The following is a 12801-nucleotide window of genomic DNA, read 5'->3' on the forward strand; positions in this document are numbered from 1 at the left end:
TTTTCCATATTCATCCTGTCAATGAAGAACGGACTCATTGTTGCATCACCCTTACCTCAATGACCGTATCCGGACAGCTGCTGTCTTAAAACCGGGCATCTTGCAGAACGGATCCAGCTCCGGCCGGGTCGCATGATTGACATTCTGCACGCCGCCCCAATGCATCGGGACGAACAGCGTGTCTTCTCTTATATGTTCTTTAATCCTGCTGCGTACGGAAAAACGTCCATGCTCCGACACGATTTCCACCCACTCCCCGTCGCGGATTCGGTAACGCTGCGCGATAATCGGGTGGATCTCCACGAAATTTTCAAGCTCGCGTGCAAGCAGGGAAGGACTTCTCCGGGTCTGCACGCCCGTCAAGTAGTGTGACAGAAGACGGCCATTGGTCAGAATGAGCGGATACTCCTCGGACACCCCCACCCATGGATTCCCCGGCGTCACAGAAAACACGGCCTTTCCGTCTGGATGGGCGAACGACTGCCGAAACAGAAGCCCCGTCCCCGATTCTTCTTCAGAGGGACACGGCCAATATACTCCCTCTTCCCGGCGCAACCGATCATAGGTGATGCCGAAATAGTCTGCAATGCCGCCTTTGCTTGCAAGCCTCAGCTCATTAAATATCTCTTCGGGCTCATGAAAGTCAAAATATTCACCCTTGCCCAATCTGTCTGCGATCGAACATAGAATCATCCAGTCATGACGGGCCTCCCCAGGCGCCGGTCGCGCCGCCTTCCGGAGAAGAACCCGTCCCTCCAAATTCGTCAGCGTACCTTCATTTTCCATATAGGAGGTTACCGGCAGGACAAGATCGGCGAATCGGGCCGTTTCGGACATAAACATATCCGCAACCACCAGAAAATCGAGATGGTTCAAGCCTTCCTCCACAAGCCCCGCATTCGGATTCGAAACAACGGGATTGGACCCCATCACGAAGAGCGACTTAATTTCGCCTTCATGAATCAGCTCCATCATCTCGTAGGCAGAGACGCCCTTTCCAGGCAGGCTGGAAGCCTTAACGCCCCACACGGAGGCAACATATGCCCGGTCCTCCTCATTCTCGATCGATCGATAGCCTGGCAGCTGATCGGCCTTCTGCCCATGCTCTCTTCCTCCCTGGCCGTTTCCCTGACCGGTGATCGCCCCGTATCCGCAGCCTTCCCTCCCGACTTTTCCTGTTGCCAAGACCAGATTCAGATAACGGCGTACCGCAAGATGGCCATCCGTCTGCTGCTCCACCCCTCGGGCCGTCAGCACCATCCCGGTATCCGCCATAGCATAGGATACGGCGGCCTCCCGGATCAGCTCCACATCTAATCCGCATAAATCGGCGGCCCGAGATAAATCGAAGCTGCCCAAATAGGTTTTCAGTTCCTCGTAACCCGTAGTTCTTGCTTGAATGAAGCCTTCGTCTATGAGACCTTCATCCACGATCATCTTCAGCATCGCATCCGCCAGCATGGCGTCCGTCCCAGGTCTGATCGCCAAATGCATATCGGCTATTGCGGCCGTTGCGGTTCTGCGCGGATCGATGACGATGATCTTCGCCCCATTCTCCTTGGCCTGGTTGAAGTAAGGGAGCAGCGTAGGCTGGCATTCCGCTATATTGGTGCCGGCCAGCACGATGCAGCGGGCAAGAGGAATATCGGACAGCCTGAACGTCAGCCCCCTGTCGATTCCAAAGGTTTTGCTCCCGGCAGAAGCTGCGGCCGACATGCAGAAACGGCCGTTATAATCGATATACCGGGTACCGAGCGCCACCCTGGCAAATTTCCCGAGCAAATAGGCCGTTTCGTTGGTCAGGGACCCGCCGCCGTAGACGGCATTGGCATCGGGACCATATCTCTCGGATATCGCCTGAAATCGATCGCTAATCACGGCCATCGCTTCATCCCAAGAGCAAGGAACGAGTTCGCCGTTTGAACGGATCAGTGGATGCTGCAGCCGCTGGGAATGGGCTGCGTGCTGATGCGCATTCATGCCTTTGACGCACACCCTGCCTTCGGAAGCGAGGTTCGGTATCCCCTCCACCTTATACTTGGCCCTGAACCGTCCCGGGACGCTCTTCTCTTCCTCTTCAACCGTCATCTTGCACTGTACGCTGCAAAACGGACATTGTGTCTCTACCACGGCCGCAGCTCCTCCCGCAGCGGACGATTCCGAATAAACCATAACTGACCGCCTCTCCCTATTTTTCGCTTGTTTAACCCACTTGTGTCTTCCATTCCCGCCGAGACAGCATCTCTGCAAGCTCTATTTGCAGATCGTGGTCCAGAACATGCTCCCGGATCGAGGTCACACCCGTACGTTCCACCCATTTCCACATCGGCTCCTCATACAAGCCGTTCTGCCGGTACCACTGCAAACAAGCGGATACGAGCTGCATTACATGTTCCTCACGTTCAGCAACGCCGATCAATTGTCCTTCACGGACAGGGTGGTCCGCATGTCCGCCGAGATAAACCTCCCAGCCTGCGGGCGAAGACGATATTCCGATCCCCTGAACCAGTATGCTGACGGACGATGCTAGACGATCGGACACCCCTGCATGTACAGGATAAGGCAGCGATACCTCTTGCCAGCGAAGGCGAAGCCATTCTCCAATGCGCCGAATGCCTGCCGCCTCCATCCTCGAGCCTTCCGTGTCTTCCATCCATACCTGAACGCCTTGGTAGAGTCCATGATCCGCATCGGAGACATCATGCCAAGTCTTCCGAACCGGTTCATCACCGTTCCCTATCCCCGTCATTTCAAGGTAATAACGCAGGGCTGGCCGACAGACTATGCATCCGCCCGGCTTCTTCCAGCCCTGATGGAGCATGAAATCCGATATCGTATGACAGCCTTGACTCACCGCATGGGTAATCGCTTGCTTCAATGAGGAGTGCCCCAGCTTCGTGCATTCACATACGGGAATCTCGCCTTGCGTTATGGCCGCCCTCTGCGAAGCCCTCTTTTTGCCGCTTCGCGCATGTCTGACCAGGGCATCCACCATTGGCCGGCAGCCGCCGCACGAACCGGATGCCCTGGTCAGCTGCTTAACTTCATCCGTGCTTTGGAGATTGCGATCGGTAACGGCCTGCATGATCTCCGCTTTGCTCACGCCGTTGCAAGCACACACCGTTTCATGATCCGGGAGCGTCTGTGCAGCTGCTTCCGCCGAGCTTACAATGCCTTCTTGCGGGATAAGCTCCGAGACAGCCGCGCCCTTCTTCACCATGGACAACAGCGCGGAACCCTCAGTCGTGTCTCCGAACAAAATGGCACCCGTAACCCTGCCTTTGTGCATGATCACTTTTTTGTACGTGCGGCTTACGGCATCGTATTGCTGAATGGCGGTTTCCGCATCGATCCCCGATATCGCGCCGGCCGAAAATACATCCACACCCGAGACTTTTAGCTGGGAATAAGGAATCGAACCGACATAAGGCTCGGCCTGCCGGCCGCAGATAACCCGGGCAAGCACCTTTCCTTGCTCATACAGGGGAGCGATTAGGCCGTAACTAATCCCCCGGTGCTCCGCGCATTCTCCCACCGCATAAATATTCGGCTCACTTGTCCTCATGTAGTCATCCACCAGGATAGCCCGCCCCGTCAGCAGACCGCTTCTCTGGGCCAGCTCCACGTTAGGCCTGATCCCTACGGCAAGCACCACTACATCCGCATCAAGCCGAGTTCCGTCGATAAACCGAAGCCCCTGCGCCCTTGTTCGGCCAACGATTCGCGTGGTATCCATCGCCAAGTGGAATCGCATCCCTTGGCTTTCGAGCTCCCGCTGCAGCATATGGGCTGCCGTCCGGTCCAGCTGCCGGTTCATGATGTAAGGGGCATTATGAACCACATGGGTTTCCATGCCGAGATGGAGAAGTCCCCGGGCAGCCTCCAACCCCAGCAATCCCCCGCCAATGACGGCCGCTTTTGTGTAGACCTTGGACATTTCGGTCATTTTCGTGCAATCATCCACCGTCCTAAATGAAAGGACGCCTTCCTTATCCGTCCCGGGGATAGGCGGAACGAAAGGGGATGAGCCTGTTGCCAGAATTAATGCATCATAACCTTCCCGTTTACCGGAGACAGTCTCGATGCAGCGGGCTTTGACATCGATATGATGAACGGCTTCACCGGTCAATAACCGGATGCCATGCCGCTCATACCAAGACCAGTCGTTCAGGATAATATCCTGGAGGGAATGTTCGCCTTGAAGGACTTTGGACAACAGAATCCGATTATAGTTGGGGCGAGGTTCGGCGCCGAATATCGTAATATCGAAAAGCTCCGGCCCAAGCTGGAGTATTTCCTCTACGCATCGTATCCCTGCCATTCCATTTCCGACAACAATGAGCTTCTTTCTCTTCATGAATTACCTCCACTCTACCCTTGTCACTTTCATGTAAGAAAATACGAAACGCCCTTTCCCTGGGAACAGGAAAGGGCGTCATTGCCTTCAAAACGGGCACATCCTTGTGCCGTATTGGTATTCGTAACATACATCTAGCTTAGTTGACGAAATTCGATACGTCAAGATATATGACATATATTCATCGGAATTTTAATGATTAATAATTATTCGATTTTTTGTGTGATGTATATTGACATTCATTTGACCTGTTATCTATAATGTGAATCAGCAAAATCATATATTTCACAGACGGAAGACACAATGACGTGTCTGCGTCTTGGGCAACGAGGCCGCAAGTCGTTCTGCAATGGGCGAATTGCGGCCTTTTTATGCCTGCATCTGAAGATCCGCACCAGGTATAGAGAACGTACACATTTGGATAAGGAGCGAAAACCATGGAGAAGAAAGGATTTTGGCAAAGCGGGCACAAGCCCTCCCTGTTCGGTGCTTTTTTGTATTTCGATATCAGCTTCATGATATGGGGCATGCTCGGACCGCTCGCGGTAGTCATTGCCGGAGATTATCCGATGGATCCGGTGCAGAAGGCAAATCTGGTGGCACTTCCCGTTCTTGGCGGCTCGATACTTCGGCTCGTATTAGGTTTCCTTGCCGATCGCATCGGCCCGAAGCTAACGGCTCAGATCGGGATGATCGTCACGCTGGTCCCTCTTTTGCTTGGCTGGTTATGGGTAGATTCCCTTGATCAATTGTACGTCGTTGCGATTCTTCTCGGCGTCGCGGGAGCTTCGTTCGCCGCAGCACTTCCCCTTGCGGGACAGTGGTATCCCAAAGAACATCAAGGCCTGGCGATGGGAATCGCCGGAGCCGGGAACAGCGGCACCGTCCTGGCGACCCTGTTCGCCAACCGGCTGGCGCAGCATTTCGGAAGCTGGGAGATTGTCTTCGGACTTGCCATCATTCCCATTGTATTGGTCTTCATCTACTTCTCGCTGTTTGCCCGCAACAGTCCGAATCGGCCTGCCCCCAAACGGCTGTCCGAATATGGCAATGTGCTTAAACAGCGCGATGCTTGGGTATTCTGTGCCCTGTACTGCGTGACGTTTGGCGGCTTTGTCGGGCTCGCCAACTATTTAACGATCTTCTTCAACACCCAGTATGGCCTTTCCGCGGTTCAGGCTGCGGACATTACAACGATCTGCGTCATAGCAGGGAGCTTCTTCCGTCCTGTAGGCGGCTTTCTGGCCGATCGTATCGGCGGCTCGCGAATGCTGATGTTTCTCTATGCCGGAGCTGCCATTATGCTGATCGGCGTCTCCTTCTTGCCGCCGCTATGGCTTGTCGTCACGCTGCTGTTTATCGGCATGATGTGCCTGGGCGCGGGGAACGGTTCCGTATTTCAGCTTGTCCCTCAACGGTTTGCCGGCGAGATCGGCCTGGTTACCGGGATTGTCGGGGCTGCCGGAGGCTTGGGCGGCTACGCGCTTCCGCTGATATTGGGTCGATTGTACCAAGCGACAGGCTCATACACCGCCGGGTTCATCATTCTGAGCTTCATTGCCGCCGCATCGCTGGCCCTTACGATTGTGATGCAGCTGAAATGGCGGCGCAGCTGGCTCCGCGGCGTGCCATCCGGCGCGCAGACCGGATCGGCCGAGGCGTGAGAGAAAGCGAGATCCATGTTAACGCTGCGACCGTTTCACGGCATATTGCCATAGAAACGGTCGATTAGCGGGCACCCACGCAAAAAAAGCATCTTATCGATGCTTTTTTTGTTTGGGATAACGGCCATGCCATCAGTCGGCTAAATTCACGACGTCATGCTGAACCGAAATTCTGACAAAATAACGATTCGGCCATATCTTGGTTGTCACCACGACATCCTGGTCATCCTTTTCAAAAAAATAGCCGGAGCCCTCTTGCATTACATAATGCCAATCCTCGCGCTGCATCCGCTCCTTAATCATTTCAGCCGGTTGCCTCATCTTCGTAAGATACAGTCCATGGCCGTTCGAAGGATCATCAATCTTAACGACGGATTTGTCGGTGGTATGAAGCGAATACATCAGTTTGATATTATTCCAACCGATCGAATGGATATATAATGCGATATTTATGACGAACATGACAAAGACCAATCCGATGGAACCGAACAAGATCCTTTTCCAGCGTTTATTCACGATCATAACCACCGCCTTTATAGATATGTCTTCAACGTCAAATCGGTACTCATCATCAGGTTCAAGATGAGGCCTCTTGCTTCTTCGCCCCCGATAACGGCTTGCCTTTCCCGCCCCTACCCTCATCAATATGGGATTGTTTTTCCGATAAGGTTAGTTTTAAGACGAGGACCATGGAACAGCCTATCACCCCGCCAGCCGTATTCAGGATTAAATCGTCCACATCAAAGCTTCCCATCGAAAAGAGAATCTGCGAGCACTCCAGCCCAAGGCTTAGCCCGAAGGAAGTCACGAAAGCGCCAAGCCATCCCATCCACTTGTTTTTCAGCAATACACTGACGAATATGCCATTGGGTATGAAAATCGCGATATTTCCGAACAGATTGATCACGTCATGCGGGCTCGAGAGTCGTTTCATATTTTGATGAATGGACTTAAACGGCGTAAAATTGGCAAATTGCAATCGATTCTGCATATATTCGGGATTATCCATCGAACGCTGCAGTTGATGCCACAGAAACGAAATGTTCACGTCGCCGAATTTGAACAGAATGATTTTGACCAGCACATATACATACAACGCATACAGCAATAATACCATCCATTTAGGCGTTAGTTTCATTCATTCTCATCCTTGCCGAGCTGCACCGTCACAATCATGCCATCGATGTTGTTGCCGGATATCTCATACTCGCTGCCGGCCGGAACTTCAATTTCCGTTTCTTTCGCCTGGACGGGTACGTACTCGATTTCGTAGGCCTTCCCGTTTACGGTTGCCTTATAGTTTTTTTTCTCCTTGAGAAAATCCAGATACTCTTCGAGCGTAAAATCCAGCTCGTGCATGATCATGCTGTGCGGAAGCCCAACATAACGAAAATGCCACGGCTCATACTGGATCCCTGTGACATCCGTCTTGTTCTGGGGATATCTCAAAATGAATCCATGCGCCCAAGCATGCTTCTTCAGCCACTCGCCCTCCGGAGATTGATCGATCGCCTTCTGCGTAGATCCGATATCCATGGATAACCCAAGGTTATGTTCGCTGTAGCCTGGTGGCAATGCATAATCTGCGCCTTTTTCGCGATATAACGCCTCTTGTTCGCTCTCATCCCGGTACCCGCTGCTGATCATGAAGTGATTGACCCCGTCCTCTCCTGCTGCTTGGATCATATCGCCAAAACGCTCCGCCACAGTGCGCGATAAACGGATCGTGTTGTCAAGAACGACGTAACCATTCATTAAGTCTTGATCGTGAAACAAATTCACGATATCCGTCGGTACGGCTGCCGGATCCAGCGGGTGATCCTTGTTGACCAAAACCAGATTCCCCTGCGTTACTTGTTCATCTGTCACTGAGACCGTTTGAGCCGCTTTATTCCCATCGTTATCGTATTCTGATTGAGGATTCGCCTGCGCGTCGGAGCCAGCGTTCATATCCTGTTCCTTATGTGTTCCTTCGTTATCATTCGCGTTTGGCGTCTCCGTTAGTGCGGGCTCGCATCCGACCAACAGGAAGATCACGAGCAATATCAAACCCTTCTTCAATTTCAACAACTCCCTCTATCTTTGTCCCACCATCTTAAAGAATATAGTTTAAGGAAAAGTAGGGAAAAGTTAAAGTTTTTCTTAAGAGATGCGAATCCCTCCCGGGCTTTCGCTCTTTACCCTTTGACAAGGCTGAAGCCCATGGCTTACCTTGGTATTTAGACTAATAAGAATAAAGAAGGTGCCATTATTCTTGCTTAAACTATTTCGTTATTTACGTCCTCACTGGACAGCGGCCCTGCTTGCACCGCTATTGATGCTGCTGGAGGTCGCCATGGATCTGCTTCAGCCCATGCTGATGGCCAGCATTATCGACCGCGGCGTCATGCAGAACGATACGCCACACATCCTCAGTACAGGGCTGCTCATGCTGGGAGCTGCAGCCATCGGGCTGCTTGGAGGTCTCGGGTGCACGATTTATTCTTCCATTGCTTCACAGCGTTTTGGCGCCGACCTTCGCCGGGATTTGTTCCGCAAAGTTCAGACCCTGTCTTTCCGCAATCTGGACGACATCTCAACCGGGTCGCTCATCACCCGGCTTACGAGCGATATCGTTCAGCTTCAGACGATGGTGCAGATGCTGCTGCGCATCTTCGTACGCTCACCGTTTCTTGCCATAGGAAGCATGATCATGGCGGTGATCATCAGCCCCAAGCTGGCCATCATTCTGGCTATTGCCGTTCCGTTGCTGTTCGTCGTGATGTTTTTCCTGATCCGGGCTACCCTGCCCTTGTTCGCCACCGTTCAGAAGAAACTCGATAAGGTGAATACGGTATTGAAGGAAAATTTCGCCGGAATCCGGGTCTCCAAGGCATTCGTGCGTGCCGGTTACGAGAAGGACCGATTTCATGATGCGAACCACGACTTCACGCAAGTTTCGGTTAAAACCCAGCGGATCGTTGCGCTCAACATGCCCATCCTGACCATGATTCTGAATGTCAGCATCGTGGCCGTCCTGTGGTTCGGCGGAAAGGATGCTATCGGCGGATCCTTTGAGGTCGGTAGCCTGGTAGCCTTTATAAACTATGTCACGCAGGTATTGTTCTCGGTTTCTTCCGTGGCCATGATGCTGGTACGGATTTCTACGGCCAAGGTCTCCGCTGACCGTATTCATGAGGTCATGCGTACAGAATCCGAAATTGTGAACGAGGTTCAACCGGCAACCGATGCGTACAAGCAAGGAGAGATCATGTTTGACCGCGTTACCTTTTCCTATAACTCGGAGATGCAGAGGCCCGTACTGCGCGACATCAGTTTCAAGGTTCTACCAGGACAGCATGTAGCCATTATGGGTGCAACAGGTTCGGGTAAAACCTCTCTGGTATCCCTGCTCCCCCGTCTGTACGATGTGACCTCCGGGCAGATACGAATCGACGGAACCGATGTGCGGAGAATGGAGCTGTCCGCTTTGCGCGAACGAATCGGCATCGTCCTGCAAGAATCCATCCTTTTTACAGGCACTATAAGGGACAACATCCGCTACGGGAAACCGGACGCTTCCGATGAAGAAGTAATGGCCTCGGCTAAAGCTGCCCAAGCGCATGATTTCATTACTTCCATGCCGGATGGCTACGATACCGTGCTTGGACAACGCGGCGTGAACCTGTCCGGCGGACAGAAACAGCGGATATCCATTGCGCGGGCATTATTGCTTCAACCCGCCATTCTGATTCTTGATGACAGCACCAGCGCCATCGATACGGGAACGGAGTCGCGGCTTCGGAAAGAGCTGGCCCGTCTGATGAAAGACCGGACCTGCCTTATGATAGCCCAGCGGATCTCATCCGTGATCGACGCCGACCTGATATTGGTGCTGGATGACGGGGAATTGATCGCGAAGGGCACGCACCACGAGCTGCTTGCTTCCTGTGAAGTATATCAGGACATTTATCGATCGCAATTCGGCAAGGAGGTGTCTTCTCATGGCTAAACCGAATCAGGATTCCAAGCATGCCCATCATACGGACGGTCCGGACCTTAGCATGCGAGGCGGCAACGCCATCCGCGGAATGACGATAGCCAAAGCCAAGCCGAAACATACGATGGATACGATACGCCGGATATGGAGCTATATCCGTCCGTTCAAAGGCGGCATGATGGCTGTTTTCGTATTCACGCTCGTAACGACGCTGCTCTCACTGATTGCCCCTTATCTGCTGGGGAACGCCGTGGATCATTACATCATCCCGGGAGACATCAGAGGACTTATGGGGTTATGTGCGATACTTCTTGCCGTTTATGCTGGCACCGCGCTCACGGCATGGCTTCAGCAGCATGTCATGGTGAAAGTCTCCCAGCTGTCCATTCTGGCCATGCGGCGGGATATCTTTGCAAGGCTTCAAGTCCTGCCGCTCCGCTTCTTCGACAGCAAGACGCACGGCGAATTGATGAGCCGCACGACCAATGATATCGAGAATGTCTCCGGTACGTTGAATCAAAGCGTAACCCAGCTCATCTCCAGCGTTCTGTCCCTGATCGGATCCCTTGCCATCATGCTGTACCTCAACGTATGGCTTACGCTGCTCAGCATGGTGACCATACCGCTCGTCATGCTGTTCACGAAGACGGTGGCAAGCCGGACAAGAAAGCATTTTTCCAAGCAGCAAAGCTTGCTGGGTGAGCTTAACGGATTCATTGATGAGACCGTTTCGGGCCAAAAGGTCGTGCAGGTATATCGCCGCGAACGGCATGCCGCTGCCCAGTTTGATGACATGAACAAAAAGCTGACCGACGCCAGCATTCAAGCCCAGATCTATTCGGGCACGGTCGGGCCGGTTATGAACGTGCTGAACAATGTCAGTTTTGCCTTGATAGCAGCGGTTGGCGGCTACATGGCTTTCAAGGATTTCACAACCGTCGGGGTCGTCGTTGCGTTTCTGAATTATTCGAAGCAGTTTCAACGGCCTTTGAACGATCTGGCGAACCAGTTCAACCTGGTGCAGTCCGCGGTTGCCGGGGCAGAACGGGTCTTTGAGATTATCGATACGGAGTCCGAATACCAAGGCAATGAACAGACGAAAAAAGCGGACGATATGTATGGCGAGGTACGATTCGACCATGTGTCTTTCAGCTATAAGGAAGGCGTCCCGATTCTGAGGGACGTTTCGCTTACCGCCCGGCCGGGTGAGACCGTTGCGCTCGTCGGCCCGACAGGCGCCGGCAAAACCACCATTATCAATCTCCTCACCCGCTTCTATGAGATAGATGATGGCGTAATCACCATAGATGGCAGCGATATCCGCCAACTGGATAAAGACAGTCTGCGCAGTCAGCTGGGGATCGTGCTTCAGGATGCTTATGTATTCTCGGCATCGATCCGGGAGAACATTCGATATGGCCGGCTGGATGCCACGGACCAAGAGATCGAAGCCGCCGCCAAGCTTGCCAATGCGCATGACTTCATCATGAAGCTGCCCGATGGCTATGATACGCAGCTCCTGTCGGGCGGCGGCAACCTGAGCCAGGGCCAGCGGCAGCTCTTGACGATCGCTCGCGCCGTGCTTGCCGATCCCGTTATTCTGATTCTCGACGAGGCAACCAGCAGCATCGATACCCGAACCGAGATGCATATTCAGACCGCCATGCGCGCCCTGATGCGAGGCCGGACCAGCTTTGTCATCGCCCATCGTCTAAGCACGATCCGCGAGGCCGACCAGATTCTTGTCATGAATCATGGCGGAATCGCGGAGCGCGGCACACATGAAGAGCTGCTGGCCAAGCGCGGCTTCTACTACGAGTTGTACAACAGCCAATTTAAGCTGACCAGCTAACGGGTGTTGGAAGTTTTCTTTAGCTGCTACTGGCAAAATCATTCAAGGACCGATTCTCTAGAATCGGTCCTCTTTTTATCCTTAAGAGAAAACATCATGTCATTCTTGTACGACTCGACCGGCATTGCTCACGATCCGCTTCACGGCCCCAATGATCCATTCCATTTCCACGTATTGGTTGCCCGGCGCGTTGTATTCGACGCCCCAATATCCCTGATAGCCCCCGGCGAGCAGGCAGCGCACCTTCTCCTCCGCATCGGGATGAACCGCGGTCTTCGCATCGAAATGCGTATGCACCGTCCACGGGGCAACCATCTCGTCGCCTTCGGCCTCATCCGCCCTCCATCTTCCTAGGTGAAGCAGGAAACCAAAAGCCGGATGCCGGACTTCCTCTGCAATCCGCTTCATTTCCCGTGGGAGCAGGGAGGCGCCCATATGGTTTTCCGGGCCTACCGTATAACCGTTATCCCCTGCACGCTCCGCCAATTCCCGATAGCGCTTAACCAGGTATTCGAATTGTTCGTCCGGCATTGGCTCCGCTTCTTTATAACCGCCGCCGGTGTCGATCCGCACCGTTTCGGCCCCCAAAATTTCTGCGGCATCCAGATGGGCAAGCGCATTTTCATACAACTTCTCCCGCATGTCCGGGTCGGGATCCCATAGATGAGCCCCGTCAACAGCAAAGTTAACCACGCTCATCTCCTTCTCATCCAGCGCTTCCCTGATTTTCCGTATCTAGCTTTCGTCGGCAAGCTTGTATATGGGGCCGCTTCGATCGATGAAAAAACCGTTCCACAAATCAACCGCATCCATTCGGTATCGATACTTCACCGTCTCCAAATAACCGAACACATCCATTTTGCCGTCGAGAAACGTGTTATAAAAAGAATAGCCGCCAATCGAAATGTTCATCGCATTGCCTCCTCCTATTCCCGGGTTACATACAAAC

Annotated in this window: 8 protein-coding genes and 1 pseudogene; 3 read left to right on the forward strand and 6 right to left on the reverse strand. The window is 53.1% G+C overall.

Translation table 11 applies throughout. From position 1 onward, the window contains the following. Window positions 1-51: 51 nt before the first annotated feature. Window positions 52-2172: an assimilatory nitrate reductase catalytic subunit NasC gene (gene nasC / locus JNUCC32_RS12615; protein ID WP_192572281.1), complete on the reverse strand. Its 2121-nt coding sequence runs from the start codon at window positions 2170-2172 to the stop codon at window positions 52-54. A 31-nt stretch (window positions 2173-2203) separates the two neighbouring features. Continuing rightward, window positions 2204-4357 (reverse strand): nitrite reductase large subunit NirB, encoded by a 2154-nt coding sequence (gene nirB, locus JNUCC32_RS12620; RefSeq protein WP_192572282.1) that lies wholly within the window; start codon window positions 4355-4357, stop codon window positions 2204-2206. A 437-nt stretch (window positions 4358-4794) separates the two neighbouring features. Here nirB and JNUCC32_RS12625 point away from each other — a divergent pair, with 437 nt between their 5' ends. Next, window positions 4795-6021 (forward strand): nitrate/nitrite transporter, encoded by a 1227-nt coding sequence (locus JNUCC32_RS12625; RefSeq protein WP_192572283.1) that lies wholly within the window; start codon window positions 4795-4797, stop codon window positions 6019-6021. 132 nt (window positions 6022-6153) lie between these two features. Here the strand turns inward: JNUCC32_RS12625 and JNUCC32_RS12630 are convergent, their stop codons facing one another. The 3 genes from JNUCC32_RS12630 to JNUCC32_RS12640 all read right to left on the reverse strand — a co-directional run bounded on the left by JNUCC32_RS12630 (window position 6154) and on the right by JNUCC32_RS12640 (window position 8082). Then, window positions 6154-6537: a hypothetical protein gene (locus JNUCC32_RS12630; protein WP_096773521.1), complete on the reverse strand. Its 384-nt coding sequence runs from the start codon at window positions 6535-6537 to the stop codon at window positions 6154-6156. A 61-nt stretch (window positions 6538-6598) separates the two neighbouring features. Beyond that, window positions 6599-7159 carry a VanZ family protein gene (locus JNUCC32_RS12635; protein ID WP_192572284.1) on the reverse strand — a complete coding sequence of 187 codons (561 nt, stop codon included), beginning with the start codon at window positions 7157-7159 and terminating at the stop codon, window positions 6599-6601. Next, window positions 7156-8082, reverse strand: coding sequence for a M15 family metallopeptidase (locus JNUCC32_RS12640; RefSeq protein WP_192572285.1), 927 nt, complete (start codon window positions 8080-8082; stop codon window positions 7156-7158). The genes JNUCC32_RS12635 and JNUCC32_RS12640 overlap by 4 nt, the downstream gene beginning before the upstream one ends. A 193-nt stretch (window positions 8083-8275) precedes the next feature. On the opposite strand from JNUCC32_RS12640, the gene JNUCC32_RS12645 reads away from it, so the two are divergent. Both JNUCC32_RS12645 and JNUCC32_RS12650 read left to right on the forward strand, forming a co-directional pair. Next, window positions 8276-10012: an ABC transporter ATP-binding protein gene (locus JNUCC32_RS12645; RefSeq protein ID WP_192572286.1), complete on the forward strand. Its 1737-nt coding sequence runs from the start codon at window positions 8276-8278 to the stop codon at window positions 10010-10012. Continuing rightward, window positions 10005-11852 (forward strand): ABC transporter ATP-binding protein, encoded by a 1848-nt coding sequence (locus JNUCC32_RS12650; protein WP_096773457.1) that lies wholly within the window; start codon window positions 10005-10007, stop codon window positions 11850-11852. The genes JNUCC32_RS12645 and JNUCC32_RS12650 overlap by 8 nt, the downstream gene beginning before the upstream one ends. 99 nt (window positions 11853-11951) lie before the next feature. On the opposite strand, the pseudogene JNUCC32_RS12655 reads toward JNUCC32_RS12650, so the two are convergent. Then, a pseudogene (locus JNUCC32_RS12655) lies at window positions 11952-12764 on the reverse strand (sugar phosphate isomerase/epimerase family protein). Between the last annotated feature and the right edge of the window lie 37 nt (window positions 12765-12801).

The organism is Paenibacillus sp. JNUCC32 (assembly GCF_014863545.1).
GTDB classification, from domain to species: Bacteria; Bacillota; Bacilli; order Paenibacillales; family Paenibacillaceae; genus Paenibacillus_AQ; species Paenibacillus_AQ lautus_A.

Coding starts and splice junctions, on each gene's coding strand:
- nasC (WP_192572281.1), bottom strand. CDS start 2,172: ATGGTTTATTCGGAATCGTCCGCTGCGGGAGGAGCTGCGGCCGTGGTA.
- nirB (WP_192572282.1), bottom strand. CDS start 4,357: ATGAAGAGAAAGAAGCTCATTGTTGTCGGAAATGGAATGGCAGGGATA.
- JNUCC32_RS12625 (WP_192572283.1), top strand. CDS start 4,795: ATGGAGAAGAAAGGATTTTGGCAAAGCGGGCACAAGCCCTCCCTGTTC.
- JNUCC32_RS12635 (WP_192572284.1), bottom strand. CDS start 7,159: ATGAAACTAACGCCTAAATGGATGGTATTATTGCTGTATGCGTTGTAT.
- JNUCC32_RS12650 (WP_096773457.1), top strand. CDS start 10,005: ATGGCTAAACCGAATCAGGATTCCAAGCATGCCCATCATACGGACGGT.